The 22,505-nt window shown below is 68.4% G+C and carries 22 protein-coding genes; 5 read left to right on the top strand and 17 right to left on the bottom strand.

Annotation, left to right across the window (positions count from 1 at the left end; translation table 11 throughout):
* Positions 1-29 precede the first annotated feature (29 nt).
* The 13 genes from AC1DGC_RS14580 to AC1DGC_RS14520 all read right to left on the bottom strand — a co-directional run bounded on the left by AC1DGC_RS14580 (position 30) and on the right by AC1DGC_RS14520 (position 11,520).
* Positions 30-1,010: an efflux RND transporter periplasmic adaptor subunit gene (locus tag AC1DGC_RS14580; RefSeq protein ID WP_478048215.1), complete on the bottom strand. Its 981-nt coding sequence runs from the start codon at positions 1,008-1,010 to the stop codon at positions 30-32.
* Positions 1,007-2,299: a TolC family protein gene (locus AC1DGC_RS14575; RefSeq protein WP_478048214.1), complete on the bottom strand. Its 1,293-nt coding sequence runs from the start codon at positions 2,297-2,299 to the stop codon at positions 1,007-1,009. Before AC1DGC_RS14575 ends, AC1DGC_RS14580 begins: the two co-directional genes overlap by 4 nt.
* 56 nt (positions 2,300-2,355) lie before the next feature.
* Complete coding sequence (locus tag AC1DGC_RS14570; protein WP_478048213.1) at positions 2,356-2,727, bottom strand: DUF2946 family protein; 372 nt, start codon at positions 2,725-2,727, stop codon at positions 2,356-2,358.
* Positions 2,728-2,827: 100 nt separating this feature from the next.
* On the bottom strand, positions 2,828-4,603 hold the full coding sequence (locus AC1DGC_RS14565; RefSeq protein ID WP_478048212.1) for a DUF885 domain-containing protein: 1,776 nt from the start codon (positions 4,601-4,603) through the stop codon (positions 2,828-2,830).
* Between the two features lie 170 nt (positions 4,604-4,773).
* On the bottom strand, positions 4,774-5,115 hold the full coding sequence (locus AC1DGC_RS14560) for a lipid-A-disaccharide synthase N-terminal domain-containing protein (RefSeq protein WP_259209398.1): 342 nt from the start codon (positions 5,113-5,115) through the stop codon (positions 4,774-4,776).
* Entirely contained in the window at positions 5,115-5,837 is a 723-nt protein-coding gene (locus AC1DGC_RS14555; RefSeq protein WP_259209397.1) for a glycosyltransferase family 2 protein, read from the bottom strand. Before AC1DGC_RS14555 ends, AC1DGC_RS14560 begins: the two co-directional genes overlap by 1 nt.
* 87 nt (positions 5,838-5,924) lie before the next feature.
* Positions 5,925-6,890 (bottom strand): NAD-dependent epimerase/dehydratase family protein, encoded by a 966-nt coding sequence (locus tag AC1DGC_RS14550; RefSeq protein WP_478048211.1) that lies wholly within the window; start codon positions 6,888-6,890, stop codon positions 5,925-5,927.
* Between the two features lie 51 nt (positions 6,891-6,941).
* A complete protein-coding gene (locus AC1DGC_RS14545) occupies positions 6,942-7,670 on the bottom strand; it encodes a suppressor of fused domain protein (protein ID WP_259209392.1) in 729 nt (242 codons plus the stop codon).
* A gap of 41 nt (positions 7,671-7,711) precedes the next feature.
* Complete coding sequence (locus tag AC1DGC_RS14540; protein ID WP_259209390.1) at positions 7,712-8,020, bottom strand: helix-hairpin-helix domain-containing protein; 309 nt, start codon at positions 8,018-8,020, stop codon at positions 7,712-7,714.
* A gap of 35 nt (positions 8,021-8,055) precedes the next feature.
* Entirely contained in the window at positions 8,056-8,979 is a 924-nt protein-coding gene (locus tag AC1DGC_RS14535) for a ParB/RepB/Spo0J family partition protein (protein WP_259209388.1), read from the bottom strand.
* Positions 8,979-9,776, bottom strand: coding sequence for a ParA family protein (locus AC1DGC_RS14530; protein WP_259209386.1), 798 nt, complete (start codon positions 9,774-9,776; stop codon positions 8,979-8,981). Before AC1DGC_RS14530 ends, AC1DGC_RS14535 begins: the two co-directional genes overlap by 1 nt.
* 210 nt (positions 9,777-9,986) lie before the next feature.
* Positions 9,987-10,625, bottom strand: a complete 639-nt coding sequence (gene rsmG / locus AC1DGC_RS14525; RefSeq protein ID WP_259209383.1) for a 16S rRNA (guanine(527)-N(7))-methyltransferase RsmG — start codon at positions 10,623-10,625, stop codon at positions 9,987-9,989.
* Between the two features lie 295 nt (positions 10,626-10,920).
* Complete coding sequence (locus AC1DGC_RS14520) at positions 10,921-11,520, bottom strand: 4'-phosphopantetheinyl transferase family protein (RefSeq protein WP_394163085.1); 600 nt, start codon at positions 11,518-11,520, stop codon at positions 10,921-10,923.
* A gap of 90 nt (positions 11,521-11,610) precedes the next feature.
* Between AC1DGC_RS14520 and AC1DGC_RS14515 the strand changes: the two genes are divergently transcribed.
* The gene (locus AC1DGC_RS14515; RefSeq protein WP_259209379.1) at positions 11,611-11,862 is read left to right on the top strand and encodes a GlsB/YeaQ/YmgE family stress response membrane protein; all 252 of its coding nucleotides are present in this window, start codon (positions 11,611-11,613) and stop codon (positions 11,860-11,862) included.
* A gap of 57 nt (positions 11,863-11,919) precedes the next feature.
* Here AC1DGC_RS14515 and xth read toward each other — a convergent pair whose 3' ends face one another.
* A complete protein-coding gene (gene xth / locus AC1DGC_RS14510) occupies positions 11,920-12,687 on the bottom strand; it encodes an exodeoxyribonuclease III (protein WP_394163083.1) in 768 nt (255 codons plus the stop codon).
* A gap of 94 nt (positions 12,688-12,781) precedes the next feature.
* Here xth and AC1DGC_RS14505 point away from each other — a divergent pair, with 94 nt between their 5' ends.
* The gene (locus AC1DGC_RS14505) at positions 12,782-13,117 is read left to right on the top strand and encodes a hypothetical protein (RefSeq protein WP_259209375.1); all 336 of its coding nucleotides are present in this window, start codon (positions 12,782-12,784) and stop codon (positions 13,115-13,117) included.
* A 164-nt stretch (positions 13,118-13,281) separates the two neighbouring features.
* Here the strand turns inward: AC1DGC_RS14505 and AC1DGC_RS14500 are convergent, their stop codons facing one another.
* The 3 genes from AC1DGC_RS14500 to AC1DGC_RS14490 all read right to left on the bottom strand — a co-directional run bounded on the left by AC1DGC_RS14500 (position 13,282) and on the right by AC1DGC_RS14490 (position 18,014).
* A complete protein-coding gene (locus AC1DGC_RS14500; RefSeq protein WP_478048210.1) occupies positions 13,282-14,697 on the bottom strand; it encodes a coniferyl aldehyde dehydrogenase in 1,416 nt (471 codons plus the stop codon).
* 172 nt (positions 14,698-14,869) lie between these two features.
* The gene (locus AC1DGC_RS14495; protein ID WP_259209371.1) at positions 14,870-16,525 is read right to left on the bottom strand and encodes an MFS transporter; all 1,656 of its coding nucleotides are present in this window, start codon (positions 16,523-16,525) and stop codon (positions 14,870-14,872) included.
* Positions 16,526-16,586: 61 nt separating this feature from the next.
* Complete coding sequence (locus AC1DGC_RS14490; RefSeq protein WP_259209369.1) at positions 16,587-18,014, bottom strand: porin; 1,428 nt, start codon at positions 18,012-18,014, stop codon at positions 16,587-16,589.
* A 438-nt stretch (positions 18,015-18,452) separates the two neighbouring features.
* On the opposite strand from AC1DGC_RS14490, the gene acs reads away from it, so the two are divergent.
* From acs to mntP, 3 genes are all read left to right on the top strand, one after another.
* Positions 18,453-20,396: an acetate--CoA ligase gene (acs, locus tag AC1DGC_RS14485; RefSeq protein WP_394163077.1), complete on the top strand. Its 1,944-nt coding sequence runs from the start codon at positions 18,453-18,455 to the stop codon at positions 20,394-20,396.
* 198 nt (positions 20,397-20,594) lie between these two features.
* On the top strand, positions 20,595-21,260 hold the full coding sequence (locus tag AC1DGC_RS14480) for a response regulator transcription factor (protein ID WP_259209365.1): 666 nt from the start codon (positions 20,595-20,597) through the stop codon (positions 21,258-21,260).
* A 654-nt stretch (positions 21,261-21,914) separates the two neighbouring features.
* Positions 21,915-22,499, top strand: coding sequence for a manganese efflux pump MntP (mntP, locus tag AC1DGC_RS14475; protein ID WP_394163074.1), 585 nt, complete (start codon positions 21,915-21,917; stop codon positions 22,497-22,499).
* Positions 22,500-22,505 lie beyond the last annotated feature (6 nt).

Here is a 22,505-nt window from a genome sequence, read left to right as displayed (position 1 = left end):
CTCCGCGCTGCGCCGCGCGCGGCACGCGATCAATGTTCATGCGATGCCCCCGCCTTGCCGATGTCGGCCTTGACCACGTAGCTCTGTTCGACCACGACGTCTTCGCCCGCCTTCAGCCCCTCGGTCACTTCGACCTGGCCGGCATCGCGCGCGCCAAGGGTGACGGCACGCGCGGTGTAGGTATCGCCGACGCGCACGAACACCACGTCCTTGCCGTCCATGCTCTGCACCGCAGCCAGCGGCACCACCAGCGCGGCCGGCTGGGTGGCCACCACGATGCGTGCCTTGACCGCCGCACCGGGCCGCCACAGGCCATCGTCGTTGCGCAGCGTGGCGCGGGCCACGGTGCTCTGGCTGGCGGTGGCGGTGCCGGGCAGCACGCGTTCCAGCGTGGTGGTCTGGCTGACGCCGTCGGTCATGCGCGACACGGTGACCGGGACGCCGGCGGTGATGTGCTGGGTATCGTTGCCGAAGATGTGCAGGTCCACCCACAGCGTGGACAGGTCGCCGATCTCGAACAGCGGTGCACCCTCGCCCGCCACGCCGCCGACCTGGGCCTGGCGCGCCAGCACCACGCCGCCGATCGGTGCGCTGACGGTGTAGGTGGTGAGGCTGAGGTTGCTCTCGATGCTGGCCAGCACCTGGCCGGCGCGGACGCTGTCGCCGACGTTGGCACGCAGCGAGCGGATCGGGCCGGGGAAGCGCGCCATCACCTGGGCGACGCGGCCATCGACCGGGGTCAGCAGGCCCTGCACGTCGTGTTCGTCGGCGATGGTGCCGGCAGCGACCGGGGCGACGCGGATGCCCGCCTGTTCGGCCATGGCCGCGGCGATGGTGGTGCGCTCCGGCGCGTCGTGGTCATCGTCGCCGTCGGTGTGGCCGGCGTCGCCATGGCCCTGGTCGGTGTCGGCGGGGGCCGTGGCGGGGGCGTCCTTGCCGCAGCCGGCCAAGGCCAGTGCGGCGAGCAGCAGCGTGGCGGCCAGCGCGATGCGATGTGCGGAACGGTTCATCGGCGGTCCTCCGTGGACACGTGGGGCGTGGGGGTGTCGCTGGCGGCGACCATGCTTTGGCCGGTCAGGCGCTGGATTTCGATCAATGCGGTCTGTGCGGCGATGGCGGCATCGAGCTGGCGTTGGCGCGCGTCGATGCGCATGGCCTGCAGCTGCGCCCATTCCATGTAGCTGATGGCACCGGCACGCCAGGCCTTCTCGGCGGCATTCTCGGCGCGCTTGAGCTGCGGCAGCACATCGCGCGCCATGCGCGTGACCTCCAGCTGCGCGGTCAGGTAGCGCCCGTGCGCCTCGGCCAGCGTGGCGTACAGCTGCAGCGCGCGCGCGTCGCGTTCGACGCTGTTGAGCGCCAGCTCGGCCTCGGCGGCGCGGATCTCCGGGGCGGCGCGGGCGACGCTGCCGAGCGGCAGGCTGAACCCGGCCACGAAGGCGGTGTCGCGGCTGTCGCGGGTGTTGCGGACGCCGACCTGCCAACTGAGATCCGGTCGCGCGGCGGTGCGCGCCAGTTGCACCTGCGCCTCGCGGATACGGCGCTCACCGGCGAGCAGGGCCAGTTCCGGGGTGCGCTGCAGTTCCTCGGCCAACACCGCAAAGTCCTGCAGCGCGGGCAGTTGCAGGGGGTCACCGGTGACCACGTCGAAGCCCGGATCACGCTGCCGCCAGAGCGCGGACAACGCGGCGCGCGCGGACTGGTCGGCCTGGCGCGCGCGATCCCGGTCCAGTTCGGCTTGGGCCAGCATCGCCTGCGCGGTCAGCAGCACCGATTCGGGCGAGGCGCCGGCCTGCAGGCGCAGACGCGCGGCGGCGACCGCGCGCCTGCGCTGCTCGATGTCGGTGCTGGCGATGCCCAGTCGCTGGCGCGCCTCGGTGATGGCGAGATAGCGGCGGGCGACCTCGGCCAGCAGATCCAGGCGGGCGGTTTCGCGCTGCGGGGCCAGGCTGTCGATGTTGGCCTGGGCCACGGCACGGCGCGCGTCCAACTTGCTGCCGCGTTCCAGCACGCCGGCCAGGGTGACGGTCAGCTCGGCGCTGCGGAAGCCGCTGGCATCGCCGGTGCCGAGCGCGTTTTCAAGCTCCACGCCGACGGTGAGCGGCGGCGTCAGCGCTGCCGCATCGCGGCGGGCGTCCCAGATCGGGCGCTGCGCATCGGCCAGGCGCAGGCCGGGGTGGTACTGGGCGACGCGCGCGATGGCGTCGTCGAGGGTCAACGGGTCAGGCGTCTTCGTACCCTGCGCATGCACGCACGGCACGAACGCGACGACAGCCAAGGCTGCCAGGCGCATCCACATGGGGAATCTCCAGATAACGGTTCAGATGGACAACGGCGGCGCGCGGCCGCGTGGCATCAGGACGCTATCGGGGGGCGCAGCAGGCTCTCGGGCGGCTGGGTACGCAGTTGCGCGGCCAGGCTGGTCGGCACGGCATGCGCGGGGGCCGCCGGCAGTACCCAGGGCAACGACGCCATCGGCAGCACGCCGCCGTGGCCATGGCAATGGCCGCAATGCACCAGGGTGTGCAGCAGGTCGCCAGCGTCGGGGTCGGCGTCGGGCGCTTCGCCGGCGACGTCATCGGCCCCATGCGCGGCATCGGCATGCAGGCTGATGTGGATGTCGGCCAGCGCCGACGCGGTGGCCGTGCCGAATACGCCCAGGCCGACCGCGACCAGCATCAGCAGGCGCAGCAGCAGGGACGGACGCGGGCGGGCATGGTGAAGCATGCCGGCAGGGTAGCCGGCGGCTCGTCCGTTACACAATCGCAGGCGCGGGCCGCGGTTCACGAAGGCGGGATCGGCCATGCGGCGACCGATCCCGCATGGATCAGCCCGCGGCCTTGCGCTGGGCGATGTAGGCCTGGATCTGCTGCTCCAGCACCGGCAGCGGCACCGAGCCCTGCTTGAGCACGGCGTCGTGGAAGCCCTTCACGTCGAAGCGGTCGCCCAGCGCCTTTTCCGCCTGCGCGCGCAGGCGCACGATCGCGATCTCACCCAGCTTGTAGCTCAACGCCTGGCCCGGCCAGGAGATGTAGCGATCCACCTCGGTGGTCACTTCATGCTCGCTCAACGCGGTGTGGTCACGCAGGTAGGCGATGGCCTGTTCGCGGGTCCAGCCCTTGTGGTGCACGCCGGTGTCGATGACCAGGCGCGCGGCGCGCCACATCTCGTAGGTGAGGCGGCCGAAATCCTCGTACGGGGTTTCGTAGATGCCCATCTCCACGCCGAGCTTCTCGCAGTACAGGCCCCAGCCCTCGCCGTAGGCGGAGATGTAGGCATTGCGGCGGAACTCCGGCAGCTGGCCCTGCTCGGCGGCCAGGGCACCCTGCAGCGCATGGCCCGGGTCGGACTCGTGCAGGGTCAGCGCCGGCAGGTTGTACAGCGGGCGCGCCGGCAGGTTGTAGGTGTTTAGCCAGTAGGTGCCCATGCCGCCACGGCCGGCGGTCCAGAACGGGGCGATGTCCGGCGGCACCGGCACGATGGTGAAGCGCGCGCGCGGCAGGGTCATGTACTTGCCGATCACCCCATCCACCCGCTTGGAGATCCACGCGGCGCGATACAGCAGCTCGTCCGGGGTCTTGGCGTAGAACTGCGGGTCGGTGCGCAGGAAGGTGAGGAACTGCGCGAAGCTGCCCTTGAACTCGACCTGCTTGATGACCGCGTCCATTTCCTTCTGGATGCGCGCCACTTCCTTCAGGCCGATCTCGTGGATCTGCTGCGGGGTGAGGTCCAGCGTGGTGTATTGATGGATCTGCTGCTTGTAGTACGCCTCGCCACCAGGCATCGCCTCGGCGGCCAGCGTGGTGCGCGCCTGCGGCACGTACTCGCCCACGAAGAAGGTGCGCAGTTTGGCGAAGGCCGGCACCACGCTGCCGCTGATGGCCTGCCGCGCCTGCGCCTGCAGCTGCGCCTGGTCGGCGGCGGGGATGCTGGACGGCAGCGTCTTGAACGGTGCGTACAGCGGAGAGGCGGTCGGGTCCTTCAGCTCGGACACGGTGGCGATGGAGACCTCGCGGCCGTCCAGCACCGCGCGCGGCACGCTGAAACCGCGCTTGAGCCCGGCACGCATGTTCCCGGTCTGCTGGTCGAAGTAGCGCGGCACATCGTTGAGGCGGGCGATGTAGTTGCGATAGTCCTGCGCGGTCTTCATCTCGCGGCGGGCCATGAAGGACAGGTTCGACCAGAACGAGGAGTCCGCGTTGAACGGCATTTCATAGCCGCCCAGGCGCACCTCGGCGGCCAGGTTGAACACCTGGTCGCGGTAGATGGCGTAGTTGACCTGGTTGTCCGGCGACAGCGCCGTGCGGTCGACCTTGTCGAGCTGGCCCAGCACGTCGTCCCAGACCTTCAGCCGCGCCTGCTGGGCAGCCGGGCCCACGTCGGGCATGCGGGTCGCATTGGCCGGGCCGTCGTCGTCCTCGCTGGCCGCACCACCGCCGTCCTGGCGCCACGTCCACTCCTTCTCGTAGATCGCGCGGAACTGCGCATCGGCGGGGCTTTCGGCGGCCAGGCTGGCCGGGGCGGCAGCCGGCGCGGCGGCCAAGGCAGCGCCGGCAGGAAGGGCCAGGGCGAGCAGCAACGCAGCAACGAGCGGTGATTTCACGATCAGGGGTTCCCGTGGGACGGCAAACCCCGATCATGGCACCCGATGCAGGCCCTGTGCATGGATCAAAGGTCCTGCCCGCCACGCGGGCAGGATGGGCGACCGGCCAACGGCCGGGACCCAAGCGCCGCAGGCGCGCGTAGATCCACGCCATGCGTGGATGCCCCTGCCTAATGCGACGCCTTGTCCCGCTTCCACCCACGGTGCTGGATGTCCAGCTTCAGGCTGTACAGCGCGGTGAACGCCGGGAACAGGTTCTGCAGCACGCCGACCGAGTCCTGCTTGGCCGAGAACAGGAAGTAGCTCAGCGTCATCAGGCTGCCGACCACGCTCATGTACCAGAACAGGCGCGGGATCACCGGCTTGCCGGCGCGCTTGGAGGCGACGAACTGCACCAGCCAGCGGCCGCCGAACATCAGCGCGCCGGTATAGCCGATCAGCTTCCAGCCGGTCACGTGCAGGCCGGTCCAGTACAGCCAGGTCAACGGTTGGTCGAGCCAGTGCAGCTCCATCAGCGTTCTTCCACGGCGGTGCGCTTGCTGCGCGTGATCAGCCAGGCCACCCCGCGCAGGTCGCGGATGCCGACCAGGGCACGGCCCAGGTTGTTGTACTTGGATACCCCGGCGGTGCGGTGGCGGTGGTTGACCGGCACGCTGACCGTCTTCCAGCCGGCGCGCTGCATCAACGCCGGCAGGTAGCGGTGCATGTGGTCGAAGTACGGCAGGTCCAGGAAGGCCTCCCGCTCGAACAGCTTGATGCCGCAGCCGGTGTCGGGGGTGTCATCGCGCAGCATGCGCGCGCGGATGGCGTTGGCCCACTTGCTGGCCCAGCGCTTGCTGCCCGAGTCCTGGCGGTTGACCCGCCAGCCGGCGAACAGCTTGACCTCCGGTGCGGCGGCCGCGCGCGCGGCCAGCAGCTTGGGGATGTCGGCCGGATCGTTCTGCCCGTCCCCGTCGAGGGTGGCGATCCAGGGCGCGCGGGCGTGCCGGACCCCGGTACGCACGGCGGTGCTCTGCCCGCTCTGGCTGACGTGGTGCAGCACCCGCAGCTCCGGGTTGGCGGCCTTGAGCCCCTGCAGCACGGCCAGGGTGTCGTCGCGGGAGTGGTCGTCGATGTAGACGATCTCGAAGGCGAGCTGGCCACGCAGGGCCGCGGTGATCTCGTCGATCAGGGGTTTGACGTTGTCGCGTTCATTGAAGACCGGGACGACGACCGACAACAGGGGGTGGCTCATGGTCGGGCTCTGCGAATGGCCAGTATCGAAAACGAGCGCGCATTGTCCGCACCCGGGGTTATCCAAAGATGAATGCGGAGCCGTGTGTCAGGCGTGATCGCCGAAATAGTCCCGGCACCAGGCCACCACCGGCGGCAGGCCGCGCTCGATCGGCGTGGCCGGATCGTAGCCGAAGGCGTCATGGGCGCGCGTGGTATCGGCCATGGTGCGGACCATGTCGCCGGGCTGCATCGGCTTGTAGACCTTGCGTGCCGGGCGTCCGGCGGCGGCTTCGATGACCCCGATGAAATGCTCCAGCTCGATCGGGGTGTGATTGCCGAGGTTGAACACACGGTGCGGCACGTCCTCGCCGGACGGATGCGCCAGCGCGCCGAGGATACCGGCCACGATGTCGGAAACATGTGTGAAGTCGCGCTGCATGTTGCCGTCGTTGAACACGTCGATCGGGCGGCCGGCCAGCACCGCGCGCGAAAACAGCAGCGGGGCCATGTCCGGGCGGCCCCAGGGACCGTACACGGTGAAAAAGCGCAGGCCGGTGGCATGCAGGCCATACAACTGCGCGTAGGTATACGCCATCAGCTCGTTGGCGGCCTTGGTGGCGGCATACAGCGAGCGCGGCTTGTCGATGCGTTGGTCTTCGGAGAACGGCGGGGTGGCCGAGTCGCCGTACACCGAGCTGCTGGAGGCATAGACCAGGTGGGCCACGCCGCGATGCCGGCACAGTTCGAGCATGTTGACGAAGCCGACCAGGTTGCTGTCCACGTAGGCGTGCGGGTTTTCCAGCGAGTAGCGCACCCCGGCCTGCGCGGCCAGGTGGATCACCCGGGTCGGCTTTACCTCGTCGAACAGCGCGGCCAGGCCGTCGCGGTCGGTCAGGTCGAGCACGCGGATGTCCGCGTCCGGGCACAGCGCGGCGACGCGGTCGCGCTTGATCTGCGGGTCGTAATAGTCGTTGTAGTTGTCCAGTCCGACCACCGTTTCACCCGCGTCGAGCAGGGCACGGACGGTGTTGGCGCCGATGAAGCCGGCAGCGCCGGTGACGAGAAGGGGCATGGCAGGGGTCCTGGAAATTCCTGTGGACAGGATATCGCCGATGCGCCGGGCTCAGAACAGCCCGAAGCGCTTCCTGGCGGCGTTCACCCGGCCAGGTTCGATGATGTCGCTGATGCCCTTGGCGTCGAAGCGGTCCAGCAGCGCGTCGCTGCCCTTCTTCAGTTTCAGGGCCAATTCTTCCGGATACAGCGGCACGATGGACATGAACACGATGGTTTTTTCATCGTTGATGACCAGATGGCCGAACGCCTCGGGGGCGGTGACCGGCGGCAGCACGATCGCGCCGTCGAAGCCCACGCCCGGCGCATAGGGTTCGGCCGGGTGGCCGTTGGGCACGGTGTGGCCGAAGCCCAGCCAGGTATCGAACTTGTGCGGCAGGCGTGCCAGCACCTTGAGCAGGCGGATCGGCCAGTAGTGGCGCTCGTCCTCGAAGTCGGCCTGCTGCAACGGCCAGTCGGCCGGCAGCGTCACCATCAACTCCATGTACTGCGGTGAACCTTCCGCGCCAGCCGACAGGGTCATCGGCAGATCGCTCATGCCCGACGTCACCAGCCGCAGGTGCGGGAAATCCTCCGTGGCCGGCACCACATGCACGTCGATGTGCACGGTATCGGACACGATCTCATGGAATACGTGGGCGATCGGGCCGAGATGCTGCTCGATATGCGCGCTGATCTGTTCGATGCATGCATCACCGGCAGCCGGCGCGAAGTCGCTGGGTCGGGTGTGCATCAGCATCGGACTACCGCCCGGGCTTACGTCATCGTAGGGAGTGCTCATGCACGGCTCCTTGTTGGTGGCCAGCGCCTGCCACGGACGCATCACCACAAGGTGAGCGGTGCGTCCTTGGCCAGCGTGGCCTTGCGTTCCTTGCTGAAATCCCACCAGGGGCGCGGCGCTTCGCCCTGCATGAAGCGCAGGATCGACAGGAACACGTCGATCACGCAGGGATCGTGCATCACGCCAGTACGCAGGCACAGCTGCGCGTACATGTCATAGGCATCGCGGCCGCGCAGGTGCGCGGGGACGCGGATGCCGATCAGACGCAGATCTTTCTCACAGGCCGGCCCGACATTCGGCAGGTCGGTCAGACGCAACAGATGGTTGCGGTCGACCTTGGTGGGGTTCATTACGGTGGGGTAATCCTCTTGCGCAGGCGGGGGACTCAGCCCTTCTGTACGCGGAGTCGTTCGAGCACGCCATCCAGCGTGTCCAGGTCGGTGTAATGGATGATCAGCTTGCCCTTGCCGCCACGGCCGTGGTTGATCGCCACGCGTGCGCCCAGCGACTCGGACAGCTCGGTCTCCAGCGACGCGATATCGGCCTGCGGTGCGCTGGCGGTGGGCTTCTTGCGCAGTGCGCCCGGTACCTTGCCGGCGGCGAACTGCTGCGCGCGGTGCTCCACTTCGCGCACCGACCAGCCCTGGTCGGCCGCTTCCTGGGCGAGCTTGCTGGCCAGTTCCGGGGCCAGGGTGAGCAACGCACGCGCGTGGCCCATTTCCAGCCGGCGGGTTTCCAGCAGCAGGCGGATGGCGATCGGCAGCTCCAGCAGGCGCAGCAGGTTGGACACCGCCGCGCGCGAGCGGCCGACGGCCTGGGCGGCCTCGGCGTGGGTGAGCGCGAATTCGCTGATCAGGCGCTGCAGGGCCTCGGCTTCTTCAAGCGGGTTGAGGTCTTCGCGCTGGATGTTCTCGATCAGCGCCATCGCGATGACGGTGCGGTCTTCCAGTTCGCGCACCACCACCGGTACTTCGTCCAGGCCGGCCAGCTGGGAGGCGCGCCAGCGGCGTTCGCCGGCGACGATCTCGAAGCTGTCCGGGCCGAGCTGGCGGACCAGGATCGGCTGGATCACGCCCTGCGCCTTGATCGACTCGGCCAGCTCGGCGAGCTTGGTTTCGTCCATGTCGCGGCGTGGCTGGTACTTGCCCGGCTGCAGGTGGCCCACCGGCAGCTTGCGCAGCACTTCACCGGGCAGCGGTTCGACCACGGCGGCAGCCTGCACCTGAGTCACCGCGCCCTTGGGCCCCAGCAGCGCATCGAGGCCGCGGCCGAGGCCGCGTTTCTTGCCGAGGGCGGGCTTGGTGCTCATCAGGCGGTCTCCAGGGCCTTGTCGGCCTTATTGCGTTGTTGGTGGCGGCGGATGATTTCCCCGGCCAGGCCGAGGTAGGCGACGCCACCGCGCGAGGCGCGGTCGTAACCGACGATGCTCTGCCCGTGGCTGGGCGCTTCGGCCAGGCGCACGTTGCGCGGCACGATGGTGCGGAACACGCGGTCGCCGAAGTGGTCGGTGAGTTCGGCCGACACCGCGTTGGCCAGGTTGTTGCGCACGTCGAACATGGTGCGCAGCACGCCCTCGATCTCCAGGCTGGGATTGAGGTTGGCGCGCAGCGCTTCGATGGTTTCCACCAGCGCGCTCAGGCCTTCCAGCGCGTAGTACTCGCACTGCATCGGCACGATCACCGAATCGGCGGCGGCCAACGCGTTGAGGGTGAGCAGCGACAGCGCCGGCGGGCAATCGATCAGGATGAAGTCGTATTCGTCGCGGACCGGGGCCAGGGCGCGCTTGAGGCGCTGCTCGCGTTCGCCCTGGTCCATCAGCTGGATCTCGGCGGCGGTCAGGTCGATGTTGCCCGGTAGCAGGTCGAAGCCTTCCGGGGTGGTCACGCGCACTTCGACCGCGGTGGCTTCGCCGAGCAGCAGGTCGCAGGTGGAGGCGGCCACTTCACGCTTGTCCACGCCGCTGCCCATGGTCGCATTGCCCTGGGAATCGAGGTCGACAAGGAGCACGCGCTTGGGTGCAGCAGCCAGGGAGGCGGCCAGATTGACGGCGGTCGTGGTCTTGCCGACGCCACCTTTCTGGTTGGCGATGGCGATGATGCGGGCCATGCGGGTGAGCCTCATCGGCAGGGAGTGGGACTGGTCATTATGCGTATATGGGGCGTGTCATGCACTGTGAGATGCGCGCCGGGCCGCGCCCGCGACCGGCCGGGGACGCATGGGATGCGCCCGGTGGACAGCGCAACGGCTGCTGTGACGGGCGCTGCCGCCGATATCCGCCCGCGTGCCGGCAAGGGCGCTGGTACGCAGGCGGTGGCCTCAAGGACCGGCCACGACCACCAGATGGCGCTCGCCGGTGAGCCCGGGCACGTGCAGCGGCAGTACCTGCTCGACCTGCCAGCCGCTGGGCAGCTGGGCGATTTCATCGTGCGGGTGCACGCCCTTCATCGCCAGCAGGCGGCCGCCGGGCCGCAGCAGGTGGCCGCCGACCTGGATGATCCCGGCAAGGGTATCCATGGCGCGCGCGGTCAGGTGGTCGTAGGCGCCGGGTTCGGCCAGGGCCTCGGCGCGTGATTCGGCGACGCGGGCATTGCCCAAACCCAGCTGGCGGACGGCCTCGCGCATGAAGCGGGCCTTCTTGCCATTGCTTTCCACCAGGGTGACCTGCAGCTGCGGGCGGGCGATCGCCAGCGGGATGCCGGGTAGCCCGGGGCCGGTGCCGAGGTCGGCCAGGGTGCCGCTCTCCAGGAACGGCTGCATCGCCAGCGAGTCGAGCAGGTGGCGGGTGACCATGTCCAGCGGATCGCGGATGGCGGTGAGGTTGTAGGTGCGGTTCCAGCGGTCGAGCAGGGTCAGGTAGGTCAGCAACGGCGGCGCCAGGGCGGCATCCAGGTCCATCGCGGCCAGGCCACGCTCAAGCGCTGCGGCCACGCCGGCCGGGAGTGTGTGTTCGGTCATGGGGCGATTATCGCAGGTCGACAGCGGGGCAAGGGCAAGGGCGGCACACGGATTCCCCCACGGAGGGCGGGCGTCGATCCCGCCCACGGGTAGAGCCGAGCCTGCTCGGCTGGCCTTGGTAGAGCCAAGCCACGCTCGGCTGGCCTTGGTAGAGCCAAGCCACGCTCGGCTGGCCTTGGTAGAGCCAAGCCACGCTCGGCTGGCCTTGGTAGAGCCGAGCCATGCTCGGCTGGCCGCGCGCAGCGCGGCAATGATCGGCGCCTTCAGCAGGCCATCGCCCGGCAGGCCCCGTCGCTCAGACCGCGTGCCAGGCCAACGCGGCGCGGAAATCATCGGCCGCGGCCCATTCGTGCAGGTGCCAGCGCGCGGCGTCGCCCAGCTCGGGGTCGCACCAGGCCAGGTGCAGGGCGGCGTCGGGGGCTGGCGCCAACTGCAGGCGGTGCAGGCCGAAGGAAATGCCCTGCCCCTGTGCCTTGAGGATGGCCTCCTTGGCGCACCAGACCCGGAAGAACCAGCGCTGGCGGGCGTCTTCGTCCAGCCCAAGCAGCCAGTCGACCTCGCCCGGGTGGAAGAAACGTTCGATGATCTCGCGCATGCGCGGCCGCGGCCGCAGCGGCTCCAGGTCCACGCCCAAGCGCACGCCCTCGCCCAGCGCGACCAGCAACCGGCCGTGGCTGTGGCTCCAGCCGGTGCCCAGGTGCGCAAACGCAGCGTGCAGCTCCGGGCGGCCACGCGGGTCGCGCTGCAGCGGCAGGGTATCCGGGTCGGTGCCGAGCTGCCCCGCCAGCAGCACCCGCGCCTGCGGCTCGCCGCGGGTGCCGTTGACGTGCGGCAGGCACCAGACCGTGACAGGGCCGAACCGCCAGGGACCGCCGAGGCCGCTATCGGTGCTCATGCGTGCGCGCGGTGAGGACGGCTGCACGGTGATTTCACGGGCGCTGCCGTCAACTGGTGCCGTCGTTCACACCACCTGGGAGTCAAGACTATGGGCATCATCATCTGGTTGATCGTTGGTGGCATCGTGGGCTGGCTTGCCAGCATCATCATGCGACGCGACGCGCAGCAAGGCATCATCCTCAACATCGTGGTCGGCATCGTCGGCGCACTGATCGCCGGTTTCCTGTTCGGCGGCGGCATCAACGAAGCGATCACCATCCGCACGTTCCTGTTCTCGTTGATCGGCGCAGTGATCCTGCTGGCCATCGTGAACCTGTTTACGCGCAAGAGCATCCGCTGACCAACGCGCGATGGAGTCAAGGACAGGGCCCGGCATTGCCGGGCCTTGTCGTTTCTGTCACCCCAGCTGCACCCAGGCCGGCGCGTGGTCGCTGGGGCGGTCCCAGGTGCGTGGCTCACGGTCGATGCCCGAGGCGATGGCGCGGGCCTTGAGCGCATCGGAGACCAGGGTGAGGTCGATGCGCAGGCCCAGGTTGCGGCGGAAACCGGCGGCGCGGTAGTCCCACCAGCTGAAAATGCCTTCTTCCTCGCTGTGCAGTCGGAAGGCGTCGTGCAGGCCCAGCTGCAGCAGCTTGTTCAGCGCGCCACGCTCGGCGGTGGAGGTCAGGATGTGGTTCTCGTTCCAGACCAGCGGGTCATTCACATCGCGCGCGTCCGGGGCGATGTTGAAGTCGCCCATCACCACCAGCTCCGGGTACGTGGCCAGCTCGGCCTCGACCCAGGCGTGCACGGCCTCCAGCCAGCGCAGCTTGTAGGCGTACTTGTCGGTGCCCACGTCCTGGCCGTTGACCACGTAGAGGTTGATGATGCGCACGCCGTTGACGGTGCCGGCGATGACGCGTTTCTGCTCGTCCTCGAAGCCCGGGATGCCGATCTGCACGTCCTGCGCCGGCTCGCGCGAGAGCAGCGCCACGCCGTTGTAGGTCTTCTGCCCGGCAAACACGCTGCGGTAGCCCAGCCCGGCCAGCACCGCGTCGGGGAACTTGTGGTCCTCCATCTTGGTTTCCTGGATGCCGACCACGTCCGGCGCGAACGCGGTGAGCCACTGTTCCAGGTGCGGCAGGCGCACGTTGAGCGAATTGACGTTCCAGGAGGCGATTTTCATGGGCGCCATTCTACCGGGTCGTGCCGGCCGTTGGCCGGCAGCCCTGGGGCCTGGTTCCACGCTAGGCTGTGGGCCCTCATCGCACGCAGACCCCATGGACGCAGACACCTTCGTCGCCAACTGGTACGCCGAGAAAGAGCAGCTGCTGGCCGCCGCCTGGACCCCGGGCACGGCGTCCGCGGCAAGGATCGCGTCCATGGCGCTGTCACCCGGGCAGGCGCAAGCGTTGCGGGACATGCTCGACGTGTTCGTCAGCGATGCCATGTACACGCTGCTGCTCGGACTGGATGGCAGCGCCGCACTGGGAGGCGACCAGCGCCACTACACGCTGTTGGACGAAGATGGCTCGGTGGTCGCGGAGGAAGGCGATCTGGAGGCTGCTGCCTATGCGTGGTTCCACGAAGGACGGCGCTCGCGGCCTGGCTCCTGATCGTTCCTGTCAGTCGGGCTGATTCGGGCCGGTCCGGACGTGGTTGCGCGGTCGCGTGAGCCGAAGAGGCGGGCCATTGGCGCATCCGACGCGGTTTGCGGGGTCATGGGCGGTGCCAGGCGCAGCCGAGCATGGCTCGGCTCTACCCTTGGGGTTGGCTGCCGCTAGCGCAGCAGTGCCTTCAATATCCCGGCGATCTTCGAATACGGCGGTTTGAGCAGGTCGCTGGCGGCCCAGCGCGACTGCCACAGGATCGGCAGCTGCTTGCTCAGGCCATCGAAGCCGGCGCGGCCATGGTAAGCGCCCATGCCGCTCGGCCCCACCCCGCCGAAGGGCAGGTCGTTGACGGCGAAATGCAGCAGGGTGTCGTTGACGGTGACGCCACCGGCCACCACCTGGCCCAGCACGCGCTCGACGCTGTCGCGCTGCTGGCTGAAGACGTACAACGCCAGCGGCCGGTCGCGGCCCTGCACCTCGGCCAGTGCCGCATCCAGGTCCGGGTAGGCGCACACCGGCAGGATCGGGCCGAAGATCTCCTCGCGCATCAGGTCCAGGTCGGCCGGCGGATCGAGCACGATGGTCGGCGCGATCAGGCGCTCGCGGCGCGCGCGCTCGGGATCCACGTTGGCCAGTTCGATCACCGGCACGCCGCGCGCGCGGGCCTGGTCGAGGTAGCCACGCAGCCGCTGGTACTGGCCTTCATGGATGATCCGGGTGTAGTCCGATGCATCGCTGAAATCGCCGTAACGCGCGCGCACCTGGGTCTGCAGCTGCTGCACCAGTTCGCGCTGGCGGGCGCCATCGATGAGCACGTAATCCGGCGCGATGCAGGTCTGGCCGGCGTTGAACCACTTGCCGGTGGCCAGGCGTGCGGCGGCCTTGTCCAGCGGGTAATCGCTGCAGACGATGGCCGGCGACTTGCCGCCCAGCTCCAGGGTCAACGGGGTGAGGTGCTCGGCCGCGGCGGCCATCACCTTGCGGCCCACCGCGGTGGAGCCGGTGAACACGAGGTGGTCCAACGGCGAGCCGGCCAGCGCGCTGGCCAGCGCGGCGTCGCCCTGCACCACCGCCACGCGGTCGCGCGGAAACACCTCGGCCAGCAGCGCCTGCAGGAAGGCGCTGGTGCGCGGGGTGTGCTCGGAGGGCTTGAGGATGACGTGGTTGCCGGCGGCGATCGCGGTGGCCAGCGGGATCAGCGCGAGGTTGACCGGGTAGTTCCAGGGCGAGATCACCGCGACCACGCCCAGCGGCACCGCGCGGGTCTGCGCGCGCGCCGGCCAGAACCGCCAGCCGACACCGACCCGGCGCGGCCGCATCCAGCCGCGCAGGTGGCTGCACAGGTGGTCGATATCGCCGAGCACGGTCATGCCGTCGGCGATCAGCGATTCATGGGTGGAACGGTGGCCGAAGTCGGCCGAGATGGCCTCGGCCATCTGCGGCAACCGCGCCTTCAGCGCGGCGCGCAGGCGCTGCAGGTCGCCGCGGCGCTGGTCCAGCGACGGGCGCTGGGCCTGCCACGCGCTGCGCAGGCTGTGCAGGATCGCGGGTAGCGCGGCGGGATCGGTGTGGGCTTCGCTCATGCGGCGACTATAGCGGCAGGGGGTGTGATGGGCGGTCGTGCCGGCCGCTGGGCGGGGACGTCCTGCACCGCCGGATGGGGTTGCCTGGTTGCCGGCCAACGGCCCGCACTGCGGGAATGAAAAGGGCCGCGATCTGCATCGCGGCCCCTGTTTCATACCGTGTGGTGCACCGTTACTTGGTGATGTCCACCCCGCGCGTCTCGCGCAGGAACAGGCCACCGACCACGACCGTCATCAACGCGATGATGATCGGGTACCACAGGCCGTAGTAGAGGTTGCCGGTGCCGGCCACCAGCGCGAAGGAAATCGCCGGCAGGAAGCCACCGAACCAGCCGTTGCCGATGTGGTACGGCAGCGACATCGAGGTGTAGCGGATGCGGGTCGGGAACAGTTCGACCAGGTAGGCGGCGATCGGGCCGTAGACCATGGTCACGTACAGCACCAGCAGCCACAGCATGAAGATCGTGCCGGGGATGTTGATGCGCGCGTTGTCGGCCTTGGCCGGGTAACCGGCGGCGGTGAGCGCGGTCTTCAGTTCGGCGCCGAACGCATCGGCCTTTGCCTTGCCGTCTTCCTTGGTGAGCCCGGCCGCCTCGTAGGAGGTGACGCTGGCGCTGCCCACGTTGACGATGGCCAGGGTACCGGCGGCGGCCGGCTTGACCTCATACGGCACGCCGGCCTTGGTCAGGGCCGCGGTGGCCACGTCGCAGGAGCTGGTGAACTTGCGCATGCCGACCGGATCGAACTGGAACGAGCAGGTGTTCGGGTCGGCCACGACCAGCGCCGGCGAACTGGAGCGGGCTTCTTCGATGGCCGGGTTGGCGAAGTGGGTCAGGCCCTTGAAGATCGGGATGTAGGTGACGGCCGCGAGCAGACAGCCGGCCAGGATGATCTTCTTGCGGCCGATGCGGTCGGACAGCCAGCCGAAGAAGATGAAGAACGGCACGCCCAGCGCAAGGGCGGCGGCGATCAGCAGGTAGGAGGTGGTGGCATCGACCTTGAGCATGCTGCTCAGGAAGAACAGCGCGTAGAACTGACCGCCGTACCAGACCACGGCCTGGCCAGCGGCGGCACCCAGCAGCACCAGCAGCATCAGCTTGAGGTTGCCGTCCTTGAGGCTGTCACGGAACGGGGTCTTGGAGCCCTTGCCTTCGGCCTTCATCTGCTGGAACAGCGGCGATTCGCTCAGCTGCAGGCGGATCCACACCGAGACGCCGAGCAGCACGATGGAGACCAGGAACGGAATGCGCCAGCCCCAGGCTTCGAACGCCTCGTTGCCGAGGAAATAGCGGCAGGCGAGGATGATCAGCAGCGACATGAACAGGCCCAGCGTCGCGGTGCACTGGATGAAGCTGGTGTACAGGCCACGCTTGTCGACCGGGGCATGCTCGGCCACGTAGGTGGCCGCGCCGCCGTACTCGCCGCCCATCGCCAGGCCCTGGGCCAGGCGCAGGATGATCAGGATCACCGGGGCGGCAAAGCCGATCGAGGCGTAGTTGGGCAGCACGCCGACCAGGAAGGTCGAGATGCCCATGATCAGGATCGTGACCAGGAAGGTGTACTTGCGGCCGATTCGGTCGCCGAGGCTACCGAAGAACGCCGCGCCGAACGGGCGCACGAAGAAGCCGGCGGCGAAGGCCAGCAGGGCGAAGATCATGCCCGTGGTTTCGTTGACGCCACTGAAGAACTGCTTGGCGATGATCGCCGCGAGCGAGCCATACAGGAAGAAGTCGTACCACTCGAAGACGGTACCCAGGCTGGACGCGAAGATGACCTTCTTGTGTCCCTGGGTAAGTTGGGCTTTCGCCGGTGCAGGTGTTGTTGACATGGGACGCTTCCCCTCCGAAGCAATCGTTGTTGGCAGGTGCCGACCGTGGGCCGGCACTCATTTAGAAACTGTATTTCGTGGTGAACTGCAGGCGGTTGATGTCGCCCTTGCGCCCGTCCTCGATCTCGCGCACGCCGTACATGTATTCGGCGCCGATATCGACCTTGGGCATCGGGGTGTAGAAGATGTTGCCGCGGATGCTCTGCACGCTCTTGGTGACCAGTGGGCCCAGGCTGCCGTCGTTGTCGTAGTCGCTGCGCGCGTAGATCAGGTTGGTGCGCAGCTTCGGGGTGAAGGCGTGGCGCCAGCCGACGTAGCCGGCCAGCACGCCGGTCGGGTTGAGCTCGTCGCGGGCCACGTCATAGGCGGTATCGGCGGTGACGCCGAGGCCGACGTAACGGGCGATGCCTTCGCCGCCGCTGATCTGGTAGTGCAGGGTATCGGTGCTGCCCATCACCCACTTGCCGCCCAGGGTCAGGCCGCCGCCGATCTTGTCCGCGTCGGCGCCGGTGGCCTGGTTGTCCACCTTGAGCTGGCGCACCACCGCACCGACGCCGAAGGTGCCCCAATCGCCCTTCCAGCCGTAACGCAGGGTCAGGTCGGGCAGCGCGCCGCGGTCGGAGTTGCTGGCCACATTGGTCCACGCCCCGGTGATCGGGTTGCGGGTGCCGGTGAGCAGGGTGGTTTCCGGGTTTTCCAGCGCGACGCTGAAGCCGCCCTGGGTATAGCGGATCTGCGCCTGGCGCACGAACAGCACGCCGTCGGTGGGACCGACGAAATCGGCCGCTTCCGGCAGCGAGGCCGCGTCCATGAAGTTGGACCAGGTCTGGCCGGCGAGCCAGTTGTTCCAGTACATGTAGGCATGCCGCAGGGTGACGCCGTAGGTGTTGGTGGCGGTCTGGTTGCCCAGCGAGTTGCCGAAGAAGTCCATCTCGAAGAACGCACCGGCCTTGTTGCCGGCATCGCTCACGTTGTCGATACCCAGGTTGAAGCGCGAGAACTTGGCGTGGGCGTTGTAGTCCACGTCCGAGCGCTTGCCGCTGCCGCCGGCCCCGGCGACCGGGGTCTGCCCGGGCAGGTACAGCGCGCGGCCGGTGGCATCGTCGGCCAACTGGCCATCGCTGGTCTGGGTGGCGAGGAAGTCGGCCTTGATGAAGCCACCGATCTTGACCGTGGTGCCCGGCGCGGCGCCCGGGGTGATGGTGGTGACCTGGATCGGCTGCTTGCCTGCCGGCACCTGCGCGGCCACCGGCTGCTGGGCCTGCACGGTCTTGACCGCGGTGACATCGGTCTGGGCCTGGCTGATCTGGGTCTGTTGCTGCTGGCTGGTGTTGACCAGCATCTGCACCTGGCGCTCCAGCTCGGCGATGCGCGCTTCGAGCGCCTTTTCTTTGGCGGTGTCGGCGAACGCCACGCCTGGCGCGATCAATGCAACGAACAGGGCGGCCGCCAACGGCCGGCGTGTCGTCTTCAGTAAACGGTGGCTCATGTTGCCCTCTCTCCCGGGTGGCAATGCGAACGCCGCGCTGGGCACGGTCGAGCCGACAGTGCGGCTGTGCCACCGGCAGCGGCTATTGGCCATTAGTCGTACTCGCCCCACCGGGCGAGCACGACCCGGGCGCCGCGGGCGAACGGCAGGTGCCGCCGACACCCGGGCGGGTTCCGACCATTGGCCGGTACGCTTTCACCCGCAGACGAGGCCACACCAACCCACCGCCGCCGCAAACGCGCCGCGTACCCGTCGACCGTCGGTCGTGGCCGCCCTGCCGCACGCCAGGCGTCGCGCCCTGCCCGGGGTCTCCCGGGTTCGACCAAGGTCTAACCACCCAGGCAACGCGAAGGAGGGTGGATGCGGCAAACTGAGGGGGAAGGGTCGCGGGTTATGCTGCGATCGCACAACCCAAGTCCTAGTGCAAGTGAGGGTGCCATGGCCGATCTTTACCCCGTCAAGGCGGATTTCTCCGCCAAGGCGCGCATTGACAAGAACACGTATGAAGCGCTCTACCGCGAGTCGGTGGAGCACCCGGATGCTTTCTGGGGCAAGGCCGCCGAGCGCCTGCAGTGGTTCAAGAAGCCGACCACGATCAAGAACGTCAGCTACGACCTCGACGATTTCCGCATCAAGTGGTTCGAAGACGGCGAACTCAACGCCAGCGTCAACTGCCTGGACCGGCAGCTGGACACGCGCGGCGACAAGGTCGCCCTGCTGTTCGAACCGGACAGCCCGGATGCGCCCGCGCAGGGCGTCACCTATCGCCAGCTGCATGAGCGCGTGTGCCGGCTCGGCAATGCGCTGCGCAGCCTGGGGGTCAAGAAGGGCGACCGGGTCACCATCTACCTGCCGATGATCGTCGATGCAGCCGTGGCCATGCTCGCCTGCGCGCGCATCGGTGCGGTGCACTCGGTGGTGTTCGGTGGCTTCGCGCCCAACTCGATCGCCGACCGGGTGATCGACTGCGGCAGCAAGCTGATCATCACCGCCGACGAAGGCCTGCGCGGTGGTCGCAAGGTGCCGCTCAAGGCCAACGTCGACGCCGCGCTGAAACTGCCCGGCACCACCACCGTGGAAACGGTACTGGTGGTGCGCCACACCGGCGGTGCGGTCGACATGCAGGCCCCGCGCGACCGCTGGTTCCACGACGTGGTGGACCCGCAGCCGGCGCAGTGCGAACCTGAGCGGATGAACGCCGAAGACCCGCTGTTCATCCTGTATACCTCCGGGTCCACCGGCAAGCCCAAGGGCGTGCTGCACACCACCGGCGGCTACCTGCTGTACGCCGCCTACACGCACGAAGCGGTGTTCGACCTGCGCGAGGACGACATCTACTGGTGCACCGCCGACGTCGGCTGGGTCACCGGCCACAGCTACATCGTGTACGGGCCACTGGCCAACGGCGCGACCTCGCTGATGTTCGAAGGCGTGCCGAACTTCCCGACCACCTCGCGGTTCTGGGAGGTGATCGACAAGCACCAGGTGAGCATCTTCTACACCGCCCCGACCGCGATCCGCGCGTTGATGCGCGAAGGCGATGCCCCGGTCAAGCGCACCTCGCGCGCCTCGCTGCGCCTGCTGGGCAGCGTGGGCGAGCCGATCAATCCCGAAGCCTGGCGCTGGTATTACGACGTGGTGGGCGACAGCCGCTGCCCGATCGTGGACACCTGGTGGCAGACCGAAACCGGCGGCATCCTGATTTCCCCGCTGCCGGGCGCGGTCGACCTCAAGCCCGGGTCGGCCACCCTGCCCTTCTTCGGCGTGCAGCCGGCGCTGGTCAATGCCGAGGGCGAGATCCAGGACGGCCCCACCGAGGGCAACCTGATCATCCGTGATTCGTGGCCGGGCCAGATGCGCAGCGTCTACGGCGACCACCAGCGCTTCATCGACACCTACTTCCGCACCTATCCGGGCAGCTACTTCACCGGTGACGGCTGCCGTCGCGACGAGGACGGCTACTACTGGATCACCGGCCGCGTGGACGATGTGATCAACGTGTCCGGCCACCGCATCGGCACCGCCGAAGTGGAAAGCGCCCTGGTCTCGCACCCGAAGGTGGCCGAGGCCGCCGTGGTCGGCTTCCCGCACGACATCAAGGGCCAGGGCATCTATGCCTATGTCACCCTGATTGCCGACGAGACCCCCAGCGAGGAACTGCACAAGGAACTGATCGCCTGGGTGCGCAAGGAGATCGGCCCGATCGCCGCGCCCGACCACCTGCAGTGGGCGCCGGGCCTGCCCAAGACGCGGTCGGGCAAGATCATGCGCCGCATCCTGCGCAAGATCGCCGAGAACGCGCCGGACCAGCTGGGCGACACCTCGACCTTGGCCGATCCGTCGGTGGTGGCGTCGCTGGTGGAAGAGCGCAAGGTGAAATAGTCCTCCGGCACCCGGCGCAGAATGGGACCGCGTCAGCGCATGTGCGCTGCCGCGCCCACCTCCGCAACCGGATCGTGGGCCCGGTCTCACCCGCACCCGCATCCCGCCGCTTCGCGGCCGCCCCCTGACTCAGGGGGCTGGCCCCTCGCTACACTTTTTCGTTGCGTCGCTGCACTCCTCCGCAACATGGCCCCCACCATGACAACCCTCCTGATTGCCGACGACCACCCGCTGTTCCGCGAAGCCCTTCGCGGGGCCGTGCAACGCGTCATCCCCGGCGTGCAGCTGTTCGAGGCCGACAGCGTGGAAGCGCTGTACCAGCTGGCCGACCAGCACACCGATGCCGACCTGGTCCTGATGGACCTCAACATGCCCGGTGCCCAGGGCTTCAACGCGCTGGTGCACATGCGCGCCCTGCACCCGCAGCTGCCGGTGGTGGTGGTGTCCGCGCGCGAGGAAGCCACGGTGATGCGCCGCGCGCTCGACCATGGCGCGTTCGGCTTCATCCCCAAATCCGCCGATTCGGACACCATCGGCCACGCCTTGGGCACCATCCTCGATGGCGAGACCTGGGCCCCGCCGGAGGCGCACAACGTGCCGCCGACCGGGCGCGAGGAGCGCGAGATCGGCCAGCGCCTGCGCGAGCTCACCCCGCAGCAGTTCCGTGTGCTGCAGATGCTCGGCGCCGGCCGGCTCAACAAGCAGATCGCGTACGACCTCAACGTGTCCGAGGCGACGATCAAGGCCCACGTCACCGCGATCCTGCGCAAACTCGGCGTCACCAACCGCACCCAGGCGGTGCTGATGGCCGGCAAGCTGGCGATCGACGACGAACAGATCGTGTTGCCGCCGGAAGAAGAGTAGATCCACGCCACGCGTGGATGGCGCGATGCCGGAACGGAGAGCATCCACGCATGGCGTGGATCTACGCGATTTGGAGCATCCACCGGCGATCGACGACGAACAGATCGTGTTGCCGCCGGAAGAGGAGTAGATCCACGCCATGCGTGGATGGCGCGATGCCGGAACGAAGAGCATCCACGCATGGCGTGGATCTACGCGATTGGGAGCCTCCGCTGGCGATCGACGACGAACAGACCGTGTTGCCGCCGGAAGAAGAGTAGATCCACGCCATGCGTGGATGGCGCGATGCCGGAACGAAGAGCATCCACGCATGGCGTGGATCTACGCGCTTGGGCTGGGACGCCGAAGGCATCGGAGCAGCCGAGCATGGCTCGGCTCTACCCGATTGGGCTTATAGCCGGGGCTATGAAATCCAGCGTTGCCTGCGCAATTGCTGGTGAACGCTCCAATCCGCAGGCCCGGTGCTAAGCTTCGCGTCCCCTTGGGGAGTAGCCTGATTCCTGCTGCAGGAATCGCCCGCATCAACATACTCGGCCAGTGCGCCGTGGTGCGGGTAGCCATGATGGTTGGCGAGACCAGCGGTCCGCGTGCGCAACGACAGGTTGGGCGCGAGCGCGGTCCGTTGCCTGCCATTGCCCAACCTGCCGTGTCCCCATGTCCCCCCTCTCGATTCTGTTGATCGGCTTTGCCATGTCCACCGATGCCTTCGCCGCGGCGATCGGCAAAGGCGCGGCCATGCGCAAGCCGCGGTTCCCCGATGCGTTGCGCGCCGGTCTCATCTTCGGCGTGATCGAAGCCATCACCCCGATCATTGGCTGGCTGCTGGGCCGCGCCGCCCTGCAGTACGTCGAGGCATTCGACCACTGGATCGCCTTCGGCCTGCTCGGCGCGCTGGGCGTGCACATGATCATCAACGGCATCCGGCCCGATGACGGCGACGAGGACGAAGACGAGGACACCCGCAAGCATCACGGCTTCTGGCGCCTGGCCGTCACCGGCTTCGCCACCAGCATCGACGCCATGGCGGTCGGCATCGGCCTGGCTTTCCTGGATGTGCACATCGGGGTGATGGCGCTGGTCATCGGCCTGTGCACCTTCACCATGGTCACCGCCGGGGTCATGCTCGGCCGCGTGCTCGGCAACATGGTGGGCAAGCGCGCGGAGATCATCGGCGGCATCATCCTGATCATCATCGGCGCCACCATCCTGTACGAACACCTCAGCGGCGCCATGGCCTGACGGCGC

This window comes from Stenotrophomonas sp. 05N37, assembly GCF_056397365.1.
The sequence above is the reverse complement of the archived record's forward strand: the minus strand, read 5'-3'. Positions and strand labels throughout refer to the sequence as shown.